This window comes from Pseudomonas sp. 18173 (assembly GCF_050432945.1).
Taxonomy (GTDB): domain Bacteria; phylum Pseudomonadota; class Gammaproteobacteria; order Pseudomonadales; family Pseudomonadaceae; genus Aquipseudomonas.
In genome coordinates this window covers 149,333-172,800 of the sequence record NZ_JBKFTN010000014.1, presented here as the reverse complement: position 1 = coordinate 172,800, position 23,468 = coordinate 149,333, and the positions used below count along the sequence as shown (strand labels likewise).

Genomic DNA, 23,468 nt, shown 5'->3' with positions numbered 1-23,468 from the left:
GACGAATGCTTACGCCTGCCACCACCGCTCGATCACCCGCAGGCCATCCAGCTCGCCATAGGGCGCGGTCTGGCCGCCGTGAACCACGCGATTGGAGCGCGCCGCCACGGAACTGGCGAACAGCGGCACGATCGCCCCGCCCTCGTCCCGGCACAGCGCCTGCATTTCGTTGTACATCTCGCGGCGCAGCGGGTCGTTCATCTCGCCACGGGCGGCGTTGAGCAGTTGGTTGAAACGCGGGTTGTCCCAGTGGGTTTCGTTCCACGCCGCGCCTTTGGCGTAGCCGATGCTGAACATGCGGTCGGCGGTCAGGCTGCTGTACCAGAACGAGGTGGTGAACGGTTGCTTCATCCACACGTTGGAGAAGAAGCCGTCCGCCGGCTCGCGCACCACGTCGATGTCGATCCCGGCGGCGCGGGCCTGTTCCTTGAACAGCACCGAGGCATCCACGGCGCCGGTGTAGGCCGCGTCGGAGGCTTGCAGGCGGACCTTGAGCGAATCCATTCCGGCCTTTTTCAGGTAGAAGCGCGACTTGTCCGGGTCATAGGTGCGTTGTTCCAGCGCCGTGTTGATGAAGCGGCTGCCGGGCTGGATCGGGTGGTCGTTGCCCACCAGGCCATAGCCGTGCAGCACCGAGGCCAGCAGGGTTTCGCGGTTGATCGCGTGCTTCATCGCCAGGCGCACGTCGTTGTTCAGGAACACCTGGCTGTCGGTGAGCATCGGGAAGGTGTAGTGCTGGGCACCTTTGGTTTCCTCGATGACCAGGTTCGGGTTGCGCTTGAGCAGCGCGACGGTTTTCAGGTCGACCTTGTTGATCACGTCCACTTGCCCGGTGACCAGCGCATTGACCCGTGCCGCGCCGTCGGAAATGGCAATCAACTCGGCACTGGCGAAGTGTGCCCGGCCTGGCTTCCAGTAATCGGGGCTGCGTTCCAGGGTCATGCGCACGCCCGGCTCGAAGTCCTTGAGGCGATAGCCACCGGTGCCGGCGCCGGCCTGCCAGTCGGCCGCGCCATCCTTGCCCGGCATGATCGCCAGGTGGTAATCGGCGACCACGTAGGAGAAGTCGGCATTGCCCGAGTGCAGTTCGAACACCACGCTGTCGCTGCCATTGGCGCTGACCTTGGCCACGTCGCCCAATACGGTCTTGGCCGCCGAGGTGGATTTCTCGCCGAGGTGATGCTGGATCGAAGCGACCACGTCGTCGGCGGTCAGGGTCTTGCCGTTGTGGAAGGTCACGCCCTGGCGAATCTTGAACGTCCAGACACGCGCGTCAGGGGTCGAGGTCCAGCTTTCGGCCAGTTCGGGGATGGCCGTGCCGTCGACGGCAATCTCGGTCAGGGTGTTATAGACCGCCGAGAACCCGACGAAGGTGAAGGTGTCGGACCAGGAGCCAGGGTCCCTGGAGTCGGTGGTGCTGCCACCGGCCAGGCCCAGACGCAGTACGCCGCCGGGTTTTGGCGTGGCCTCCCCGGCAAAGGCGCCAGACGGCAACCCCATGGAGAACGCCCCGGCCACCGCTGCAGCCGCCGCGCTGTACTTGAGGAAGTCTCGACGCGGGAAGCTGAATTCATGGTTCGCTTGAGTAATCTTGTTTTTGTTATCGCTCATTGCATTGCCCCTGATCAAACGCTAATGGAATACCAATTCAAAGCCACGCAAAACACCGGGCCAGGGCCCGGTGCATACAACGTTTGAATCGCCAGCCGTCACACCTGGATCGCCTTCACTTCGACGAACTCGTTGAGTCCCTCTTCCCCCCACTCCCGACCATTGCCCGATTGTTTGTAGCCACCGAACGGCGCGTGGTAATTGAACGCCGCGCCATTGAGAAAGCACTGGCCGGCGCGCATCTGCCGCCCCAGTTGCAAGGCACGCTCGGCACTGCCGGCCCAGACGCCGCTGGACAGGCCGAACGGCGAGTCATTGGCGATCCGGATCGCTTGCGCCTCATCGGTGTAGGGAATCAGGCACAGCACCGGGCCGAAGATTTCTTCCTGGGCGATGCGCATGCGGTTGTCGACATCGGCGAACAGCGTCGGGCTGACATAGAAGCCGCGCTCGAACGCCGCCGGTGTGTCACCGCCACACAGCAACCGCGCGCCTTCCTGTTGACCGACCTTGATGTAGTCGAGCACGGTCCGCCGTTGCCCGGCCGAACACATCGGGCCGAGGAAGCTTTGCGGGTCGAGAGGATCGCCCATGCGCAGGCTCAAGGTTTCCGCCAGCGCCTGCTCGACGGCCTCGGCATAGCGGCTGGCCGGCAGCAGCATGCGGGTCAGCGCAGTGCAGGTCTGGCCGGAGTTGATCATCACGTCCTGCACGCCGTAGCGCACGGCTGCGGCCAGGTCGGCGTCCTCGGCGATCAGCAGCGGCGACTTGCCGCCCAGCTCCAGGCACACCCGTTTCACCGAAGGCGCCGCTGCCTGTGCAACCCGCACCCCGGCGCCGGTGGAACCGGTGAACGACACCATGTCCACGTCCGGGTGTTTGGCCAGCGCTTCGCCGACTTTCGAACCCGGCCCGCTGACCAGGTTGAACACCCCGGCCGGCAAGCCGATGTCCTCGATCATCTGCGCCAGCAGGAAGGCGTGCAGCGGCGTGTCCTGGCTCGGCTTGACCACCACGGTGCAACCGGCGGCCAGTGCCGGGGCCAGTTTGCCAATCAACTGGTGCAGCGGGTAATTCCACGGATTGATGAACGCGCAGACGCCCACCGCTTCGCGAATCACCAGCGAGTTGCCGACTTCGCGCACTTCGTCCATCAACCCGGCCAGCTCGACGTACTGCTCAAGGCCGATGACCGGCCCGTCGACCTGCACCGAGCGACACCATTGCACCGGCATGCCCAGTTCAGTGGTGATGACCGAGGCCATCTCATCGGCACGATTACGCAGCTGTTCAGCCAGTGCACGGATATAACCGGCGCGCACACTGGACGGCGTACGCGACCATGAATCGAATGCCCGGCGCGCCGCCGACACGGCATGGTCGACATCGCGCTCATCGCCCAGCGGCACGCGGCCAGCCACTTCTTCGGTCGCCGGGTTGATCACCTCGGCGATGCCCTGCCCCGACGGTTTTTGCCAGCGGCCATCGATAAACAGTGTCTTGTGATCAAGCATGAGCCTTCGCCTCCATCAATTCTTGAGCACAACGGGCAATGCGCTGGCAGGCGTCGCGCAGCGGTTCGGTATCCACCACCAGACCGAGTCGAATATGCCCCGCCGCGCTCGGGCCAAAGGCTTCGCCAGCCAATACCGAGACGCCGTGGCGATCCAGCAGCCGGTCGGCAAACGCCTGGGCGCTGAGCCCGGTTGCGCGGATGTCGAGCATCACGAACATGCCGCCATCGGGTTTCAACGGCCGCACGCCTGGGCAATCGGCCAGGCTGTCGCACACCAGGTCGCGACGCTGGCGATAGGCTTCGCGCATGGCTTCGAGTTCCGGCAGGTTGCTTTCCAGGGCAATGACCGCAGCGTCCTGAATGAAATCCGGCGAACCGTAGAGCATGCACAGCGCGAGGTTTTCCAGGTGCGCGGCCAACGATGGCGGCGCCACCACCCAGCCGACCCGCCAGCCGGTCATGGCGTGGGATTTCGACAGGCTGTTGAGGGTCGCCGTGCGTTCGGCCATGCCCGGCAGGCTCGCCGGGCTGACGTGTTCGCCTTCGAACAGCAATTCGCTGTAGACCTCGTCGGAAATCAGCCACAGGTCGTGGGCGATGCACAACTCGGCCAAGGCCGCCCACGTGCTGCGCGGCAGACTGGCGCCGGACGGATTGTGCGGGCTGTTCAGCGCCAGTGCCCGGGTGCGCGGGGTGATGCGTGCGGCGACATCTTCGGGCAATACGCGAAAGCCGTTTTCCGAGCGCACCGGCACCGGCACCACCACGGCACCGCAAGCACCGAACACCGCTTCGTAGGTGACGTACATCGGTTCGGCGACGATCACTTCGTCACCCGGATTGAGTACACACTGGGCCACGCTGAACAGCGCACATTGCGCCCCGGCCAGCACGGTGACCTGATCCGCCGAAACGGCCTGGCCACTGCGCTGTTGGTGGCGCCTGGCGATGGCTTCACGCAGGGCACGCTTGCCGCGCACCTCGGCATAGTGCGTGTTGCCGCTGCGCAGGCTGTCGATGGCACCCTGCACGATAGGCTGTGGCGTGTCGAAATCCGGGTCGCCCACGGACAGCAGCAAAATGTCTTGGCCCTGCTCGCGCAGCGCCAGGGCGCGGTAGTGAATATCCCACGCGGCGGCGCCGTCACCGGCGATGCGTTGAGTCAGATCGGAAAAGCGCATGGCCTTCCTCCTATAAACATGATCCCTGCAGGAGCGAGCATGCTCGCGAAAAACGTCAGGGCAACCCGGTCATTCAGACAGCGCGCGTAATCGTTGACGTCCATCACAAGCGTGCTCGCTCCTACAGTGAACTCAGCGAACGCAAGCATGCTTGAGCTCGATCAGGGTGACGCCGTTGCGAGTGAAGCCATGGCGCAGGTCGGTTTGCAGTTCCGCGAGGTTCTGCGGCTGGCTCACGGTGCAGCCGAACGCACGCGCGAGGGCGGCGAAATCCGGGTTGCGCGGCAATACGCCGATGGGCTCGATGTTCAGGCCGAGCATGTCGTCGCGGATCTGCCCCAGCGCGTCGTTGTTCCACAGCAGCACCACCAGCGGGCTGTCCAGTTCCTCGACGGCGGTCGCCAGTTCCTGCGCGGTGTAGAGGAACCCACCGTCACCCACCAGCACCAGCCCCGGCCGCTGCGGCGCGCCGAACTTGGCGCCGATCCCGGCCGGCAGGCCGTAACCCAGGGTGCCGTAGCCGGTCGGGTGCAACCAGCTGCGAGTGGCGGCACTGTCAAAGGCGTAGTTACCCGTATACGCAAGCTGGGTCATGTCGGTGCTGATGAAGGCGTTGTCCGGCAGCTCCGCAGCAATACGGTCGAGTATCGACTGATGGATGGACTGCAACGGGCCATGGCTGGCCTTGACCGCTTCACGCAGTGCGGCCACCGAGGCAATGGCTGCGCGGGCGTCGCGCACGTCGGACGGCAGGCGCTCGAGCAACCCGCTGAGGGTTTGTTGCGCGTCGCCATGCAACGCTACCGCGCAGGGGTAGAAATCATTGAATTTGCGTGGGTCGATATCGACGCGCAGCAGTTCGCCATTGACTGGCAGGCGCTCGCGCCAGTAGTCGGTGTCGGCCATTTCGGTGCCGACCGCCAGCACCACGTCGGCCTCGGCGATCAGGTTCCAACCCGGTTCCACACACAACGACGAACCGGCGTTGAGAGGCGCACCCGGCGGCAGCAAACCCTTGCCGGCAACGCTGGTAAACAGCGGCGCAGCGAGTCGGGTGCTGATCTCTTGCAGCTCAGTGGTGGCATGCAATGCACCGCCACCGGCGATGATCATCGGGCGTTTCGCCCCGTTGAGTTTTGCCACAGCTTGATCCAGCGCCGTTGCATTGGCCGGACCACGCCCCGGACGACGCACCACGTCGTTGCTCCAGTCACGGGCGATCGGCGCCGACAGCACATCCAGCGGCACCGAGATGTGCACCGGGCGCGGCCGCTCGCTGTCGAACACCGCGTAGGCACGGGCGATCAGTTCCGGCAGGTCTTCGGCCGTCAATGCCACTGCGGAGAACGCGGTGATCGGCGCGGTCATGGCCCGCTGGTCCTGACACTCGTGCAGGCTGCCCCAGCCCTTGCCGAGGCTGGCGCTGTGGTTGACGCTGGAAATCACCAGCATCGGGATCGAGTCGGCGTAGGCCTGGCCGATACCGGTGGCGGCGTTGGTCACGCCCGGGCCGGTGATGATGAAGCACACGCCGGGTTTGCCGCTGACCCGGGCGTAGCCGTCGGCCATGAAACTGGCGCCCTGTTCATGGCGGGTCAGGACGTGGCGAATGCCGCTGCCGGGCAAGCCGCGATACAGCTCCAGGGTGTGTACGCCGGGGATGCCGAACACGGTATCGACGCCGTAGTTGGCCAACAGGCGCACCAGCGCCTGGCCACCGGTCAAGGTTTTGCTTTGCATGTTCATGTCCTCACTCATGGCCGAGGCGAATCAACGCATCGACCGCGGTCGTGCCATGGGCACCGACCAACAATGGGTTCACATCGAGCTCCAGCAATTGCGCGGCGTTTTCGCAGGCGTAGTCGGCCACCGCGCGGACCGCCGCTACCAGAGCGTCCAGGTCAGCCGGCTCGCGACCCCGGAAGCCTTGCAGCAACGGTGCGCTGCGCAGGCTGAGCAAGGCATTGCGGATCGCGCCGTCGGTGGTCGGCAGCAACAGGCTGCGACTGTCCTTGAGCAGCTCGACCAGAATGCCGCCGGCACCGATCACCAGCGCGAGGCCGAAATCGTTTTCGCGCTTGATGCCGACGATCAGCTCGGCCAATGGCGGTTTGGCCATCGGCTCCAGCAGCAGTTGATCGAAGGCGACGTCCGGCGCGTAGGCTTTGATGCTGGTGCGCATCTTCTCCAGCGCGACACTCAAAGCCGCGTCGTCCTTGAGGTTCAGCGCCACGGCACCGGCCTCGGTCTTGTGCGGCAGCTGTGCGCTGACGGCTTTCAATACCAGCGGATAGCCCAGTGACCCGGCGTCCTTCAGGGCATTGTGCGGGGTGCTCAATACGCCGTTTGGCGTCGGCAGGCCAAAGGCTCGCAAGGCCTGTTTGGAATCCCATTCATTGAGCAAGCGCCCCTCTCCGTCCAGCGCTTGCGGGCACAGCGGTACCAGTGCCGATTCGCCCAGCGCCAACAAGGCCTGGCGCTTGCGCTGATAACCAGCGATGCGGCCCCACGCCGCCAGCCCATCTTCAACGCCCTGCAATGCCGCGACGCCTTGGGCGTGCAGACGCTCACGGGCATGGGCCGGCAGCAATTCAGGGAAGGCCGAGGTCACGAACCCGGTCTTGCCGTGACGCGCCAGTGCCGCGCAATACAGTTCCAGCAGCAGGTCGCACTCCTTGCGCTCGCCGGTGAACTCCGACGGATAGTCGAGCACCAGCATCGCCGCGTCGGCTTCGGTGCGCAGCGCGCTGTCGAGCATGCGGTTCAAGGCTTCGCCGTCGCCCCAGATCGCCGTGGTGAAGTCCAGCGGGTTGACCAGGTTGGCGTAGCTCGGCAGCACCTGGGCCAATTCACTCACCTGGCCCTCGTCGAGCTTGGGCAAGCCCAGGTCATTGCGTTCGGCGTAGTCGGCAATCAGCCCGGCGTCACCACCGGAACAGGCCAGCGCGATCAGGCTGTTGCCCGCTGGCAGGTTGCCGCAGGCCGCGGCCTTGAGGGTTTCAACGAAACTCACCGGGCCGCTGACACGGATCACCCCAAGGCGATCGAACAGCGCGTCGTACAGTGCATCGGAGCCAGACAGCGAACTGGTGTGACTCAAGGCCAGTTCGGCACCGATCTGCGACACACCGGTTTTCAGGGCGATGATCGGGATGCCCTTCTCCAGCGCCTTGTGCGCGGCGCGGGCGAAACCCGGCACGTTCTTCAGGCCTTCGAGGTGCAGGCCGATGGCGGTGACCCGAGGTTCGTCGAGCAACACGTCCATCAGTTCAGCGACACCCAGTTGCGCCTGATTGCCGACCGAGGCCATGTAGGCCACCGGCAGCGAGCGGTCGCTCATGGACAGGTTGTAGGCGAAGTTGCCGCTCTGGGTCAGCACCGCCACGCCCTTCTCCACCGCTTTGCCGCCATGGGCCACCGGCCACAGCGCGGAGCTGTGCAGGTAGTCGAGCAGGCCGTAGCAGTTGGGGCCGAGCAAGGCCATATCGCCAGTGGCCTTGAGCAGTTGCTGTTGCAGCGCCTGGCCTTCGGTGCCAGTCTCGGCGAAACCGGAGGCGTAGCAGATCGCGCCGCCCGCGCCGATGGCAGCCAGTTCGGCCACGCAGGTCAGCGTCAGTTCGCGGTTGGTGGCGATGAAGACTGCATCCGGCCCACAAGGCAGATCGGCGATATTGCGCACGCAGGGCACGCCTTCGAGGCTGTCGTGCTGCGGATTGACCAGCCACATTTGCCCTTGGTAGCCACCTTCGGCACAGCGCTTGAGGGCGCGAGCCATGCTGCGGCCGCCGACAAACGCCACGTGTTGCGGCGCGAGCATGCGTTTGAGGTTGTCACGAATGGTTTGCGACATGGGAATTCTCCGGACCGATCAGCGCAGCAGCGGCCGCAGCAGCTCACGGGAAATGATGTGGCGCTGGATTTCCGAGGTGCCTTCCCAGATCCGTTCGATCCGCGCGTTACGCCAGATGCGCTCCACCGGACCTTCGTCCATCAGGCCCATGCCACCGAAGATCTGCACCGCTTCATCGGCGGTACGGCCGAGCACTTCACTGGCGAACAGCTTGGCCATCCCGGCCTCGCCATCGGTCATGGTGCCCTGGTCCATTTTCCAGGCGGTGTGCAGGGTCAGCAGTTCGGCGGCGCGGATTTGCGTGGCCATGTCGGCCAGTTTGAACGACACGCCCTGGTAGGTGCCGATCGGCTGGCCGAACTGCTTGCGGTCCGCCGCCCATTGCAGCGACACGTCCAGTGCGCGCTGGGCCTGACCGACACAGTTGGCCGCGACCATCACGCGCCCGGCGGTCAGCCAGGCGTTGGCCACGTCCCAGCCCTTGCCGACTTCGCCCAGCACTTTGCTGGCCGGCACGCGGCAGTCGTCGAAGAACATTTCGAAGGTGTGATAACCACGGTTGCTCACGCACTTGGGCCCACGGCGGATGGTCATGCCCGGGGTGTTGCGGTCGACCAGGAACGAGGTCACGGCGTTGCGCTTCTTGCCGTTGTGCTCGTAGGTGTCGGTCACGGCGAAGACGATGGCGAAATCGGCATGGCCGGCGTGGCTGATGAAATGCTTGCTGCCGTTGAGGATGAAGTCGTCGCCCTCACGCACGGCGCGGGTCTTGATCGCATTGGCATCGGAGCCGGCACCCGGCTCGGTCAGGGCAAAGCAGTCGATCTTCTCGCCCTGGATGCACGGCAACAGGTAGTCGTTGATCTGGTCCCCGGTGCAGGCCATGAGGATTTTCGACGGCCGTGCGACGAACACGTGCAGCGCCCAGGACACCTTGGACAGCTCACGCTCGATCAGCGCCTGGGACAAGTAGTCCAGGCCACCACCGCCCACTTCTTCCGGCATGTTGAAGGCATAGAAGCCGGCGGCAATCGCCTTGCCGCGAATCTGCGCGGCCAGCTCCGGGGACACCTCGTCGGCGCGGTCGACTTGCTCTTCATAGGGCAGCAGTTCCTTCTCGACGAAGCTGCGTACCGAGTCCACCAACATTTCTTGTTCTTGGGTCAGTTGGAAATTCATGGTGCTACCTGTTGTTCGTATTCTGGGAAATGGAGAGGAATCAACGGCCGATGAAGCGTGCCGGGCGTTTTTCCATGGCGGCGCGCAGGGCTTCGTTACCGTCCTCGCTGCGACCGCAGAGCAGGCCCGCGGCGAGTTCGGCCTGCAGTTGTTCCGCCAGGCTGCGTTCGGCGCCTTCACGCATGAGTTTTTTGGTCTGGGCGAAGGCAAAGGTCGGGCCGGCGGCCAGGCGTGCGGCCAGTTCACTGGTGACCGTCAGCAGTTGCTCGTCGGCGCACACTTCGCCAACCAGGCCGGCGGCCAGGGCTCGCTCGGCGCCCCACAATTCATCGAGAAACAGCAGGCGCTTGGCCTGTTCGCTGCCGATCAGTCGAGGCAGGTGCCAACTGGCGCCCGCATCCGGCGAGTACGCCATGCTGGTGTAACCGGCCTTGAACCGTGCCGATTGCCCGGCGATGCGCAGGTCGCAGCACAGGGTCAGGTCCATCCCGGCGCCAACGGCAGTGCCGTTGATGGCGGCGATGGTGGGTTTTTCCAGGCTGTGCAGGCGGGTCATCAAGGCGTGGGCGGTTTCGGTCCAGCCATAGGTTTCCAGCGCGCCCCGGGCTTCGGCATCGGCCCACTCATCGAGGTCAGCGCCGGCACAGAAGCTGCGGCCGCTACCGGTCAAGACCACCACGCGCACCGCTGGATCGGCGTTGAAAGCGTCGAGCAAGGCATGCAGGTTTTTCAGCGTCGGAATGTCCAGCGCATTGCGCTGGGCAGTGCGATTGAGGGTGATCCAGGCAACGCCTGCTTCGACCTGGCTGAGCAGCGACGATTGAGTGGTCATGGGAATCCTCGAATTATTGTGATTGGTCTGAGGTGATGCGACTTGAGGCCATACTAAACGAGTGTTCAGTAAGGCGGCAATTGGTGGGGAAATGGGCTGTAACAGACTTAACTTATTGATAAGTAGCTGTTTTAAAAGGCTTTATTCTGAAATAACGAGAACTTGTCGACGACACTGTTACAACTTCGAACAACTGCCCACAGAGCACCGCACAAACAACTGTGGGAGCGAGCCTGCTCGCGAAGACGGCGTCACATTCAACATCTCTGTTGACTGATGAACCGCATTCGCGAGCAGGCTCGCTCCCACAAAAGCAACGTGCCCGCGTGATTAATCCGGCAGGTCCGCTATGTATTTCACGTTGTCGAGGTAAATCGGACCCACTGCTGCGGGATCCGTTGAAGACAGCAATCCAATGATGAGTTGCACTTCCTCTACACCTGGCCGCATGGAGTGATGGTATTCATAGATTGTTTGCGGGCGGGACAACAAAAAAGGTACGGGCAGTGTGTAAATCGGTGCTGGCTGGGAGGGGCCCCATCCAAATAGTGTGCAGAAAATAATGGGACCATCCTGCAGATTCCGGGGCGCTTCCTGAGTTTTCAGTTCTGGTACAGAGGCTTGCAAAAACAGCTTGAACTCCTCCGGACCGGCTCGGAAGCGGCCCGTGTCGAGCATGACTGAATCACGCTTGCCCAACCCGATTTTCGCCCTGTAGCTGTCTTTGTAGACAACCACTTTGGCATTTCCATCGGACTCGGTCACAGTCCAGTGTTGAAAGTTTCCGGTTTCAAAATTTCCGTTGCTGATCAGATTGCGTGGCATGGGAAAAGCTCCTTGCTGGCTGATGTGAAACTCGAACGAGTTCCGCTTCATTAGGCTACGGAGGTTTCGTGCTAGCTACTGTCAGATCTGACAGTGGCGATCAACGGCCAATTGGCTCAAAACCAATGTTGGAGCGAGCCTGCTTGCGAAAAACGTCCGGACACCGCGTTCATTCAGACAGCACGCGTTATCGTTGACGTCCATCGCGAGCGAGCTCGCTCCTACGGGTTCGCAAATGCCGGGTATGCCACAAAACATTGTGGGAATAGCTTACTGAAAGGTATTACGCCGTCGGCAGGCTCGGCGCCAACACTGCCTGACGCTTGCGGTGAACCAGGAAGTACGCGCCATAGCACAGCGCAATGAAGCCAAAGCCCCAATACAGTGACGGGCGCTGGGTTTCATCCAGGGCCAGGAACACGAACAGCGAGCAGCACAGCGTGATGCACATCAGCGGCAGTACCGGGAACCAGGGTGCGCGGTATTTCAGGTCGCTGAGTTTGCCGCCGTCACGCAAGTACGCCTTGCGGAACTTGTACTGCGCCAGCGCAATGACAATCCAGGTCACGGTACCGGACATGCCGCTCACCGCCATCAGCACCATGAACAAGGTATCGGCGGCGACGAAGCTGGTCATCAGCGACACCAGCGCAAAGCACAGGGTGATGCTCAAGGCACGCAGCGGCACCCCACGTTTGCTCAATGGCGACAGGCTTTTCGGGGCCATGCCGGTTTTCGACATCGCCCACAGGATACGCGTCGAGGCATACAGGCCGGAGTTGCCCACCGACAGGATCGCGGTGAGGATCACGAAGTTCATAAGGTCGGCGGCGTAGGGAATGCCGACCATGTCGAACACCTGCACGAACGGGCTTTCCATCAGGCCCGCCTGCTGCCATGGCACGATGGCCGACAGCACTACAATCGCCAGCACGTAGAAGATCAGCACGCGGAACACCACGTTGCGCACGGCGCGGGGAATGCTCTTTTCCGGCTGATCGGTTTCACCGGCGGCCACGCCCATGATCTCGCAACCCTGGAACGCGTAGACCACGGTCATCATCACCGCGAACACGGCTGACAGGCCGTTGGGGAACAGCGAATCGCCAATCAGGTTGCTCGCCATCGGCGCAGGGGCGCCGCTGTTCAGGGGCATCACGCCGAAGATCACCAGCACGCCGACCACGATGAAACCGAGAATCGCCGCGACCTTGATCCCCGAGAACCAGTATTCGGCTTCACCGAACGCGCGGGTCGCCAGGGCGTTGATGCCGAACAGCACCACCACGAACAGCGCCGACCAGTACCAGATCGGCACATGCGGGAACCAGCGCGTCATCAGCATGCCGGCGGCAGTGAACTCCAGGCCGACGGTGGTTGCCCAACTCATCCAGTACACCCAACCGATCATGAACCCCGTGGCCGGACCGATGTATTTGGTGGCGTGGGTCTGGAACGAACCGGACACCGGCATCTGTACCGACAGTTCACCCAGGCAGACCATCACCAGGTACATCAGGAACCCCGCGACCAGGTACGCCAGGATAGCCCCCACCGGGCCTCCCTGGTTGATGGTCACGCCGGAGCCCATGAACAGCCCGGTGCCGATGACGCCGCCCAGGGACAGCATGAAGATGTGCCGGCTTTTCAGGGCACGGGTCAGCTGAATGCCTTTTTGATCCGTGCTGCGATCAGTGTTTTCGTTCATGTCGGTACCTCAGCAGTCAGTGAGGTGGGCAGCGCGCGACAGGACGTCACGGCGCAGGGTGGGATCAGCTTTACGGCAATTCATTATTATTATCTCCAATAAGCTTCGAAGACCGCGCTGCGGCGGTTGCGTCGATTATTGGAAAGCCATGTAAGTTCGCGTTGACCGCAAAGATCGAAGTTGTAGAAAGTCGTAACAAACTTGTACGTCAGCTCTGCAACAGGCCTTTCAGGGTGGTCAGTGCGTGCTGCAACTGTTCATCCAGCGCGGTGGCCATGTCATGAATCGCCGATTCATCGTTGGCCAGGGCCGACGTCTCCAGCGCCCTCAGTGCAGTGGCCAGTGAACGAAAGCCCAGTGAATCACCGCTACCGGCCAGCCGGTGCACCAGTTGCGCGACCTCTGTGCAGTCATCGGCGGCAATGGCTTCATGCAGCGCATCGCGGTGCTGGAGAATCGAGTCGCGCAGTACCGCCAGCAGCCCCTGGACCTTTTGCTCGCCGAGCAGGTCGCGATGGGTCTGCAACAGCGGCCAGTCCATCGTCTCGTCATGCACAAGCGACTCGGCGACGGGGGTGTGCCCTTCCAGCACCTGGCGCAGGTTATCCAGCTTCAAGGGCTTGGCCAGGATGCCGTCCATGCCGGCCTCCAGATAACCGCGCACCAGCGCAGGTTGCACGCTGGCGGTCAGGGCGAAGATGCGGGTATGGCGGTTTGGCCCGTCGCCGTGGCGGATCTGCCGGCATAACTCGACGCCGCTGATGCCCGGCAGATGCACGTCCAGCAGCAGCAAATCGAAAACCTGTGCTGCACAGTGTTCCAGCGCCTGTTGCGCCTCTTCGGCCAGCCACACTCGGTGGCCGTCCCGTTGCAGCAGGCCCATGGCTACCTCGCGGTTAAGCGCCACGTCTTCGACCACCAGGATGTTCAGTGCCGGCCCCACCGTGCGAACCGGCGCGACTGCAACCACGGCACTGGCCGGTTGCAGGCAAAGCTCGAACCAGAAGCAACTGCCGCGCCCCACTTCGCTGTCCACGCCGATGCAGCCGCCCATCTGCTCCACCAGGTGTTTGCAGATCGCCAGTCCCAACCCGGTGCCGCCAAATCGCTGCGCGACTTCTTCGCTGGCCTGGGTGAAGCGCTCGAAAATCTTCGCCTGCATCGCCGGGGCAATGCCGATGCCGTCGTCCGTTACGCTGACCCGCAGCCGCTGCCCGGTCTGTTCGCCCGCTTCAGTGAGAAGCGTCACCTCGACGCTGACTTCGCCGCCTTCGGTGAACTTGATCGCGTTGGCCAGCAGGTTGCTCAGCACTTGCCGCAGGAACTGCTCGGCACCGTGGTGATGCTCGGCAATCCGCGGGTCGACCCGGCAACTCAGGATCGTGTCGTTGCCCAGCGCTCGCGGCTCCAACAGGGTCAGCACCTCGTCGAGCAACTGGCGCAGCGAGAAATCCACCGGTTCGGGATGGCTGACGCCCTCCTCCAGCCTGGCGAAATACAGCACCTCGTTGAGGATCGTCAGCAAGCCTTCGCCGGCCTTGTGCAAGGCATCCAGACGTTTGCCGTCCCGGGCATCCAGAGGTGCGCCGCGCAACAGTTCGGCCATGCCGAGGATGCCGTTGAGGGGCGTGCGCAGTTCGTGGCTCATGGTCGCCAGGAACCGTGATTTGGCAAGGTTGGCCGCCTCCGCTTCATCCTTGGCCCGCATCAGGCTGGCGGTACGGCGCTCGACCATCTTGAGCAGTTCGTCGCGGTTGTCCTGCAAGGCCAGGCGATCGCTTTCCCGGCGCTCGATGTCCCGCAGGATCGAGCGGCGCATGTCGTCCAGGGCGTGGGCCACGGTGTCGATTTCGTCACTGCCGCGGCGCTTGTCCAGGTGCAAGGGTTCCTGCCATTCACCGGCGGCGATACGCCGGGCAAACTCGGCCATGACTTTCAGGTGCCGGGTCACCAGTCGATAGAACAACCCCGACAGCGCAATGGCCAGGCCGCAGAGAAACACCGCCATCCACAGCAGGCTGGTCAAACCGGTGGCGTAGAGTCGCTGGTACACCGCCCCCAGATCCGTGCTCACTTCCAGTTCGCCAAGGTTGCGCAACGGGCCGGACGGCGGCTGATAGTCCAGGGCGAACCGCTCGATGCGCAACGGCCCGACCGGCTCGGGATTGCCCTGCAACAGGTCGAAATCGGCGCTGGTCAAGTGCACCCGGGCGACGTCGGAGAAGTCCACCAGGCCGCGCAACTGCACGTTCAGCTGTTCCTGGTTCAAGTCCCAGAGGCTGCGCTCCAGGCTGGCCAGGTAGCCGGCGCGGATCAGTTCCATGCGTGAATCGATGTCGCGCATTTCCCGTCGATACTCGATGTACAGTTGCACGCTGCTGGCCAGCACGGTGAAGCACAGGCTGAACAACAGGATGAACAGCAGCAGCCGTCGCAGCAGTCCACCGGGACGGGCGCGAATCATTGCGCATCCGCCGGCAGGTTGATCATGTCACGGTAGGTCACTTCGCTTTCGTTGAGCCAGCGCTCGATGTCGCCGGCATCGACCATGCGCTGCAACTGCGCATTGATCTCGGGCATGCGCTGGGCCAATGGCGAGCGCCGTGACACCGCGACCCGCAGGAAGTCCACGCTCAACGCCTTGGGCAAGGCGACGATGTCCTGGCCGCCGGGCAGATTTTCCACGTACAACTGGCCGGTGCGCCGCTCCTGGGTAATGAAATCGATACGCCCGCGAATCAGCTTGCCGAAGTTCTGGTGGCTGTCGGAGACCCATTCGATGTTGTTGTTGCGCGCAACCATGCGATCGAACGCCACGCCGTAGCTCTCGCCGAACAACAGGCCGCCACGGTAATGGGCCAGGTCGTCCAGCTGTTCGAATTTCACCGGGTGCTGACGATTGATGAACAGCGCCACTTCTTCACGCAATACCGGCACCGTCGAGAACAGCATGCTCTGCTCCCTTTGTGCGGTGCTGTAGGCCAGCACCACATCGACCCGGCCTTCGGCGGCGTCCAGCAGGCAACGTTTCCAGTTGCCCAGCACGACCATCTCGACCTCATACCCCAACTGGCCGAACAAGTGCTTCACCACGCTGGGGGCCAGTCCGCGCACCTGCTTGCCGTCGCTCCAGGAGATCGGCGGGTACACCGGGTAATCGCAATAGCGAACCTTGTCCGCCGCGACGGCATGGCCGGCCACAAACACCGCCAGCAGGCAAAGCCAACGCGTCATCAGGTTCAGGCCGCCACACCGGCGGTGAACAGGTAACCGGCGCCATGAATGGTGATGATCAACTGCGGTTCGGCCGGATCGTCGTGCAGCTTGCGGCGCAGGCGCCCGACCAGCACATCGATGGAGCGGTCGTTGGGCACCCATTCACGGTTGCGGATCTGGTCCATCAACTGGTCGCGGCTGAGGGTGTGGCCACTGTTGCGCAGGAACACGCTGAGCAACTGGTATTCGCCATGGGTCAGCAGCGTTTCACTGCCGGACGCATCGATCAGCCGGCGGCGGTCGGTGTCCAGCGCCCAGTCGGCGAATTGCTTGACCGGTTTGGCCACCGCCACGGCCGGTTGCGGCGCTTGCGCATGACGTACCCGGCGAATCAGGTTTTTCGCCCGGGACACCAGTTCCCTTGGATTGAGGGGTTTGATCACGTAGTCATCGGCGCCGCATTCGAGGCCGACGATGCGGTCGATTTCGTCGTTGCGCCCGGTGATCAGGATGATCCCGACTTCCGAGCGCACCCGCAGCTCGCGGGTCAGGGTCAGGCCGTCCTTGCCCGGCAGGCGGATGTCGAGCATCACCAGGTCCACGCTCTGGCTGGCCAGGAAGGTTTCCGCCAGTTCCGCCGTGGCGGCGCAATGGACGTCGTAGCCTTCCTGGGACAGGTAGGCGTGCAGCAGATCGCGAATCAGCGGATCGTCATCGACGATCAATACCCGAGGAGTCATCGCTTGGTGTCCGGCTCAGGCCCGAAGGCCAGTTTCTTATTAGAGTGTTTTCCTGCATCGGCGCCAGAGAGTATCCATTGCTGAACGACTGATCAACAGTCGCTCGTCTGCTGGCAAAAGCGCTGGCGTCCGCCGGCCTGCAAACCGTCGACCCAGGCCTCGCAAATCTGGATGCCCTGCTCCGGGGTGAAGGTGCCGGGGTTGAGCCCGGACTCCAGCCACAAGCCGTCGAGCAATGCGCTGAGGCTGATGGCGGCAAGGTCGGCGTCGAAGTTTTCCCAGCCCTCCTCCTCGGCCAGTTCCGCCAGTACCTTGCGCAGGATGCCGCGATACTCGCCATAGGAATGATCGTGGGCCTGGTTGATGGCCTCGGCGGTTTTCACCGCGCCCCAGAACGCCAGCCACGCATCGATCAGTTGCGGATCGAGCAGTTCGGCGGAAAACGACCCGCGGAAAAACGCCGACAGGCGCTCCCGGGCATTCGGCGCGGCTTGCTCCATGGCGTCGCGCAGCAGGGTCATGACCCGCCCGGTGATCGCCATGTAGGCCTCGGCCACCAGTTCATCCTTGCCAGAATAGTGATGGCTGATCAGCCCCACCGAAACCCCGGCCTCGGCGGAAATCTTGCGGATCGACGCGCCCTGGAAGCCATGCCGCTTGAGGCACACCAGCGTCGCCTCGATCAGGTTGGCTTTGCGCAACTCCGGTTCCATGCGGGAAAAACGGGCTTCCTGATTCATGGGCGACACGCTCCTTGAGTTCAATCGTTCAAGCCCGCACGGGTGGGCGGCGGGCTGAACGACTGTACAGCAAGAGCGGGCAATACCTCCAGTCATCTGCAAGTCCGATAGACCGTGCTGCGCCCTTCGCGAGCAAGCCCGCTCCCACAGGGGATTTGCGTCGTACACAGAATTTGCGGCAACCCCGGATCAACTGTGGGAGCGGGCTTGCTCGCGAAGGGGTCAGTCTGAACAACCGAAAAATCGAGATCAGTCGCGATAATCCGGTGCAATGCGCTCCAGCATTCGCAACATCGCCGCCCACGCCAGTTGCATGGCATCCGGGTCAGCCAGCTCACCCTCTTCCAGCGGCCGCCCCGGATCATTGAACTGGCGTTCGGTGTGCGCGCAAACCTCAGCCGGTGGCAGCACGACCTCTCCCGCCGCCATGGCCGCCAGCTGGATCTCACAGGCCTTTTCCAGGTAGTACATGCGCAGGAACGCCTGGCTCACCGTCTCGCCGACGGTCAGCAAGCCATGGTTGCGCAGCATCAGCACCGGCTTGTCACCGATATCCGCCACCAACCGTTGCTGCTCGCTCAGGTCTAGCGCCACGCCTTCATAGTCGTGATAAGCGACCCGGCCATAGAACTCCATGGAAATCTGGTTGACCGGCAACAACCCGCACTGCAATGCCGCCACCGCGCACCCCGACCTGGTGTGGGTATGCAGCACGCATTGCGCATCTTCACGGGCGCCGTGGATGGCGCTGTGGATCACGAAACCCGCCGGGTTGACCGGGTACGGCGACGGCTCCACGGCGTGCCCGTCAAGGTCGATCTTGACCAGATTCGACGCGGTGATTTCGTCGAACATCAGCCCGTAAGGGTTGATCAGAAAGTGATGCTCCGGCCCCGGAATGCGCACCGAGATGTGGGTGAAGATCAAATCGGTCATGCGAAAGTGCGCAACCAGGCGGTAACAGGCCGCCAGTTCCTCACGCAGGCGTTGCTCGGTTGCGATGCGCTCGGGGGCCAGGTGGCTGGCGATTTTGTTCATTGTCGTGGTTCTCCAGGCTGATCGGCTGGGCAGACATTAAGGCTGGACGCGTCGACACGTCCAGCCATCCGCGTTTATTTGCTGGCCCAGGCGTTGAAGCGCTCTTCAAGTTCTTCGCCATGATCGACCCAGAAACCGACGTTCATCGACAGTGCGCCCTTGAGGTTCTGCGGCGCGGTGGGCACCCATTGCGCGAGTTTGTCGTCCAGCCGTGCGGCGGCCAGGGTGTTGGTCGGGCCGTAAGGGATCTGCTGCACATAATTGACCTGGGCGTCCGGCTGATTGGCGAACGCAATGAAACGCTGGGCCTGATCCACGTGCCGCGAGCCTTTGATGATTGCCCAGTAATCCATGCCATACAGGCTGCCGGGCCAGACCAGGCCGAGGTGGCTGCCTTTTTGTGCGGCGTCGGCGATGCGCCCGCTGTAGGTCGAGGTCATCACCACGTCACCGGCGGCCAGCCACTGTGGCGGTTGCGCGCCGGCTTCCCACCACTGGATGTAAGGCTTGAGTTCAGTGAGTTTGGCGAAGGCCCGGTCCACGCCTTGCGGGGTGCCGAGCACCTTGTAGACGTCTTCGGTTTTCACGCCGTCGGCCAGCAAGGCGAACTCCAGGTTGTACACCGCGCGTTTACGCAGCCCGCGTTTGCCGGGGGTTTTCTTCACGTCCCAGAAGTCTGCCCACGAGGTCGGGGCCTGGGCCAGTTTGTCGGTGTCGTAGGCAATCGCCACGCTCCACACCAGCGCGGCGGAACCGCATTCCTGTGCCGCTTCGGGGATCAACTGGTCGGCGTGCCCCAGGCGCGTCCAGTCCAGGCGCTCGTACATGCCCTCTTCGCAGCCGCGCATCAGGTCCGGGCCTTCGATCTGCACCACGTCCCAATCGACGTTGCCGGTGTCGACCATCACTTTGATCTTGGCCATCTCGCCGTTGTATTCACTCTGGATCACTTTGCTTTGATCCACGGCGGCGAACGGTTGAAAGAACGCCACGTCCTGGGCTTTTTGTCCGGCTCCGCCGTAACCGACCACCACCATGTCCGATGCTGCCTGGGCACTGCCCAGGCCCATGGCCACGGACAACACCAAGGGATAAAAACCGTGCTTGAGCGTATTCGATTTCATCAGTGGTTCCTCTGGCAGGTGCCCTGCGGACAAATGCCGCCAAGGCCCTTTTTTATTGTTGTGAGGTAAGCCCCGGGAGCAGGCTCGAAGCGAAATTACTGCAAGGCGCAGTAAAAAAACAAGTTGATTTTTTACTGAAGGTAAATTTCTATAGGCCAATAATAACAACGCCGAATCTTGCTGCCTGGAGAACCCGCACCATGCCGACCTCGACACCCGCCTTCGCGCACCTGTTCGAACCTCTGGAGATCCGTGGCAAGCGCCTGAAAAACCGCATCATGTCCAGCGGACACGACACGTCGATGCCCACCGACAACCTGGTCAATGAGCAATTGATCGCCTATCACCGGGCACGGGCCGAAGGCGGTGCCGGGCTGATCGTGCTGCAAGTGGCCGGGGTGCATGATAGTGCGCGCTACACCTCCCACGTGCTGATGGCCACCGACGATGCGTGCATCGAGGGTTACCGCAAACTGGCGCAAACCTGCCATGCCCACGGCACCGTGGTGTTGTCCCAGGTGTTCCATCCGGGGCGGGAGATCATGGAGTCCAGCGATGGCTTGCTGGCGGTGGCCTACTCCGCCTCGTCGGTGCCCAACGAACGTTTCCGGGTGATGCCCCGCGCGCTGGATCAGGCAATGATCGACGAAATCGTCGCCGGTTATGCCGCCGCCGCCCGGCGCCTGCATCAGGCCGGGATCGATGGCGTCGAAGTGGTCGCCAGCCATGGTTACCTGCCGGCGCAATTCATCAATCCGCGAGTCAACCGGCGCACCGACGGCTACAACGGTGATCTGAAACAGCGTTTGCGTTTCCTGCGCGAAGTCATCAACGCCGTGCGTGAAGCGACCGATGAGCAGTTCATCGTCGGCCTGCGTATATCTGCCGATGAGCGCGACCCGGAGGGCCTGACCGAAGACGAATCCCTGGCCGCCGTGCAGTCGCTGCAAGCGCAGCTCGATTATGTGCACATCGTCGCCGGCACCTCGGCGTCCCTTGGCGGCGCGGTGCATATCGTGCCGCCCATGGCAATCGAAGCGGCGTACCTGGCCCGGGAAGCCGGGACGTTCAAGGCCAGCCTGGACATTCCATTGTTCGTCACCGGGCGCATCAACCAGCCCCAGGAAGCCGAGCTGATTCTGGCCCGAGGCCAGGCCGATGTCTGCGGCATGACCCGCGCGCTGATCTGCGACCCGCAGATGCCCAACAAGACCGATACCGGCCGCGTCGAGGATGTGCGCGCCTGTATCGCCTGCAACCAGGCATGCATCGGGCATTTCCACAAAGGCTTGCCGATTTCCTGCATCCAGCACCCGGAAACCGGTCGTGAGCTGGTTTTTGCCGAACCTAAACCGACGATCAAGCGCAAGCGCATCATGATCGCCGGCGGCGGCCCGGCCGGCATGAAAGCCGCCGCCGTCGCGGCCCAGCGCGGGCATGACGTGACCCTGTACGAAGCCGGTTCACAACTGGGCGGTCAGGTGTTGCTCGCACAACTGCTGCCACGGCGCAGCGAGTTCGGCGGTGCCAGCACCAACCTGCAGCGGGAAATGGAGCTGGCCGGCGTGCGCGTGGTGCGCAACACCCGGGTCAACCGGGCACTGGTAGAGCAGGAAAAACCCGACATGGTGATCGTCGCGACCGGTGCCGAGCCGTACTGGCCTGCCTTCGAACGCGGTGGTGAGCTACAGGTGGTAGACGCCTGGCAAGTGCTGCGCGATGAAGTACAGGTCGGCCGTTCGGTGGTGGTGGTCGACTGGCGCTGCGACTGGATCGGCCCCGGCATCGCCGAACGCCTGGTGCGCGCCGGGCATCAGGTGCAACTGGCGGTCAACGGTACCCATTGCGGGGAAAACCTGCCGCTGTACGTGCGCGATCAACTGGCCGGCGAGCTGCATAAACTGGGGGTGCCGATCACGCCGTATGCGCGGCTGTACGGCTGCGATGACAACACGGTCTACCTGCAACATACCGCCAGCGGCGAACCGATGCTGATGGAAAACATCGACACCCTGGTGCTGTGCCAGGGTCACCAGCCGGTGGATACCCTGGGTGCCGAGCTGCAAGGGCTGGTGGAGTTTCGCCGCATCGGCGACTGCCTGGCGCCGCGCACCGCCGAAGAAGCGATTTATGAAGGCCTGAAAGTCGCGTGGGAGCTTTAAGGCTGTTTATACTCCGGGACTTTAATGGCTAACACCCACCCTGTAGGAGCGAGCCCTGCTCGCGATGGACTAGAGGACACCGCTGGGTGTCAGGCTTCCAGCGTTATCGTTGGCGACCATCGCGAGCAAGCTCGCTCCTACAAGTGACAAGGGATTTGCGCCATTCCTCCGGTTCGGAATTGATCATGAGCAACAACAGTACGACCCCGCCCGCACCCGGCAACGCCGAACCGCATTTTCTCGGTACGCGCATTCGCGGCCTGCGCAAACGCCGGGGCATGACCCTGGCGGAACTGGCGCAACAGAGTGAACTCACCGCCGGCTACATCAGCCAGCTGGAACGCAACCTCGCCTACCCGTCGATCCCGGCGCTGTTCAACATTGCCCGCAGCCTCGGTGTCACCATCCAGTGGTTCTTCGCCAGTGAAGCGGTCACCGCGCCAGAGGACGATGGCGTCGTGGTGCGCAAGAGCAGCCGCCTGAACGTGCATTACGAAGACGGCATCGTCGACCAGTTGCTGACGCCGCAGGCCAACCGCCAACTGGAGATGCTCCACTCGCGCTTCCCGCCCGGTACCTACAGCCAGCAAAGCTACAGCCACGAGGGTGAAGAAGCCGGCTACCTGCTGTCCGGCAGCTTCGAGCTGTGGGTTGGCGAGCGCCATTTCCAGCTCAATGAAGGCGACAGCTTCAGTTTTTCCAGCCAGCAACCCCACCGTTACGGTAATCCCGGCGAGGTGGACGCGGTGGTGATCTGGGTGATTACGCCGCCGACGTTCTAACGCCGGCCGCGCCCGACCGGCTGCGTGGCACTCGCACGCTTGAGGGTGTCGCTCGGCAATTCCTTGAACAGCGCACGATAGCTGCTGGAAAACCGCCCCAGGTGCCAGAACGACCAATGCATGGCCACTTCGGCCACGGTGGTCTGCGCGGGCGTGCGGCTCAGCAGTTCGCGGCGGGCGCTGTTGAGTCGACGCAAGCGCAGCCATTGGGTCGGCGCCATGCCGGTGTAGGTCTTGAAAGCATGCTGCAACTGGCGCAGTGAAACCCCGGCAACCTGGGACAGCTCCAGCAGGTTGAGGTGTTCTTCCGGGGTGTCCGCCGCCCATTCCCCTACCCGCTTCATGATCACCCGCTCCGCCGCACGGCGCTGCAATGCGCCCTGGTCGAGGCCGACACACGCGTTGTCGAGAATGAACAGACAGTCTTCCAGCAGCTGTTGGGTCAGCGCTTCGCGGCTCGGTGGGTCGAAGGTCTGCGACAGCCGCGTCAGGGTCCCGCTGAGCCAACGGCAGAACAGCGCGTTCTGCTGCGAGTTGAGCGGCGCCATGAACAGCCCTTCGAGCCGGGCGATGTCCAGGCTATGCCGCTTTACAAACTCCGGACCGAACACCACGGCGATTTCCTGGTAGTTCTCCGGGGTAATCCAGATGTTGCGACTTTCGCCATTCAACACGTACAGCGCGTTGTCGCCGCGATCGAAGCAGAACGACAGCGACCCCTGGGGCGCGCTGAAATTCTGCTCGACCCGGGTGTTCATGGACTCTTCGTAAATCTCCACGCCCTGCAGATCCAGGTAGCGCACCCTACCTGCGAAATGCCCCGGCGACATCTGTTGGTAATGCTGGACCCAGCCCGGTGTGGCGCGGATCTGCTCGGCGACATCGGCGGTATTGAAGGCTTGGACCTGGAGTGAATTGCACGTCGACATAAGTGACCTTGCGCACTCTTTTGGTGCGCTTTGTG

18 protein-coding genes are annotated in these 23,468 nt (G+C 63.1%); 2 read left to right on the top strand and 16 right to left on the bottom strand.

The genetic code is table 11. The features are described from left to right. Positions 1–9: 9 nt before the first annotated feature. From ACLD1X_RS17305 to ACLD1X_RS17235, 15 genes are all read right to left on the bottom strand, one after another. Entirely contained in the window at positions 10–1,611 is a 1,602-nt protein-coding gene (locus ACLD1X_RS17305; protein ID WP_429369676.1) for an ABC transporter substrate-binding protein, read from the bottom strand. 98 nt (positions 1,612–1,709) lie between these two features. Further along, on the bottom strand, positions 1,710–3,125 hold the full coding sequence (locus ACLD1X_RS17300) for an aldehyde dehydrogenase family protein (protein WP_429369674.1): 1,416 nt from the start codon (positions 3,123–3,125) through the stop codon (positions 1,710–1,712). Further along, the gene (locus ACLD1X_RS17295; protein WP_429369672.1) at positions 3,118–4,308 is read right to left on the bottom strand and encodes a pyridoxal phosphate-dependent aminotransferase; all 1,191 of its coding nucleotides are present in this window, start codon (positions 4,306–4,308) and stop codon (positions 3,118–3,120) included. The genes ACLD1X_RS17300 and ACLD1X_RS17295 overlap by 8 nt, the downstream gene beginning before the upstream one ends. A 132-nt stretch (positions 4,309–4,440) precedes the next feature. Continuing rightward, positions 4,441–6,048 carry a 5-guanidino-2-oxopentanoate decarboxylase gene (locus tag ACLD1X_RS17290; RefSeq protein ID WP_429369702.1) on the bottom strand — a complete coding sequence of 536 codons (1,608 nt, stop codon included), beginning with the start codon at positions 6,046–6,048 and terminating at the stop codon, positions 4,441–4,443. Positions 6,049–6,058: 10 nt separating this feature from the next. Further along, entirely contained in the window at positions 6,059–8,158 is a 2,100-nt protein-coding gene (locus tag ACLD1X_RS17285) for an acetate--CoA ligase family protein (RefSeq protein ID WP_429369670.1), read from the bottom strand. An 18-nt stretch (positions 8,159–8,176) separates the two neighbouring features. Further along, complete coding sequence (locus tag ACLD1X_RS17280; protein ID WP_007981552.1) at positions 8,177–9,337, bottom strand: acyl-CoA dehydrogenase family protein; 1,161 nt, start codon at positions 9,335–9,337, stop codon at positions 8,177–8,179. 40 nt (positions 9,338–9,377) lie between these two features. After that, positions 9,378–10,169 (bottom strand): enoyl-CoA hydratase/isomerase family protein, encoded by a 792-nt coding sequence (locus tag ACLD1X_RS17275; protein WP_429369667.1) that lies wholly within the window; start codon positions 10,167–10,169, stop codon positions 9,378–9,380. Between the two features lie 330 nt (positions 10,170–10,499). Further along, on the bottom strand, positions 10,500–10,994 hold the full coding sequence (locus tag ACLD1X_RS17270; protein ID WP_429369665.1) for a hypothetical protein: 495 nt from the start codon (positions 10,992–10,994) through the stop codon (positions 10,500–10,502). Between the two features lie 283 nt (positions 10,995–11,277). After that, a complete protein-coding gene (locus tag ACLD1X_RS17265) occupies positions 11,278–12,702 on the bottom strand; it encodes an amino acid permease (protein ID WP_429369663.1) in 1,425 nt (474 codons plus the stop codon). A gap of 208 nt (positions 12,703–12,910) precedes the next feature. Further along, positions 12,911–15,166, bottom strand: a complete 2,256-nt coding sequence (locus tag ACLD1X_RS17260) for an ATP-binding protein (RefSeq protein ID WP_429369661.1) — start codon at positions 15,164–15,166, stop codon at positions 12,911–12,913. Then, positions 15,163–15,936, bottom strand: a complete 774-nt coding sequence (locus tag ACLD1X_RS17255) for a substrate-binding periplasmic protein (protein ID WP_429369659.1) — start codon at positions 15,934–15,936, stop codon at positions 15,163–15,165. Before ACLD1X_RS17255 ends, ACLD1X_RS17260 begins: the two co-directional genes overlap by 4 nt. Positions 15,937–15,941: 5 nt before the next feature. Next, positions 15,942–16,658, bottom strand: coding sequence for a response regulator (locus ACLD1X_RS17250; protein ID WP_429369657.1), 717 nt, complete (start codon positions 16,656–16,658; stop codon positions 15,942–15,944). 92 nt (positions 16,659–16,750) lie between these two features. Further along, on the bottom strand, positions 16,751–17,398 hold the full coding sequence (locus tag ACLD1X_RS17245; protein ID WP_429369655.1) for a TetR family transcriptional regulator C-terminal domain-containing protein: 648 nt from the start codon (positions 17,396–17,398) through the stop codon (positions 16,751–16,753). A gap of 249 nt (positions 17,399–17,647) precedes the next feature. Next, on the bottom strand, positions 17,648–18,436 hold the full coding sequence (locus ACLD1X_RS17240) for a class II aldolase/adducin family protein (protein ID WP_429369653.1): 789 nt from the start codon (positions 18,434–18,436) through the stop codon (positions 17,648–17,650). Positions 18,437–18,510: 74 nt separating this feature from the next. Beyond that, positions 18,511–19,560, bottom strand: coding sequence for an ABC transporter substrate-binding protein (locus ACLD1X_RS17235; protein ID WP_429369651.1), 1,050 nt, complete (start codon positions 19,558–19,560; stop codon positions 18,511–18,513). Between the two features lie 200 nt (positions 19,561–19,760). On the opposite strand from ACLD1X_RS17235, the gene ACLD1X_RS17230 reads away from it, so the two are divergent. Beyond that, entirely contained in the window at positions 19,761–21,722 is a 1,962-nt protein-coding gene (locus ACLD1X_RS17230; protein WP_429369649.1) for an FAD-dependent oxidoreductase, read from the top strand. A gap of 185 nt (positions 21,723–21,907) precedes the next feature. Continuing rightward, positions 21,908–22,504 carry a cupin domain-containing protein gene (locus ACLD1X_RS17225; RefSeq protein WP_429369647.1) on the top strand — a complete coding sequence of 199 codons (597 nt, stop codon included), beginning with the start codon at positions 21,908–21,910 and terminating at the stop codon, positions 22,502–22,504. On the opposite strand, the gene ACLD1X_RS17220 is transcribed toward ACLD1X_RS17225, so the two are convergent. Further along, on the bottom strand, positions 22,501–23,433 hold the full coding sequence (locus ACLD1X_RS17220; protein WP_429369645.1) for a helix-turn-helix domain-containing protein: 933 nt from the start codon (positions 23,431–23,433) through the stop codon (positions 22,501–22,503). The two genes, ACLD1X_RS17225 and ACLD1X_RS17220, sit on opposite strands and share 4 nt — an antisense overlap. Between the last annotated feature and the right edge of the window lie 35 nt (positions 23,434–23,468).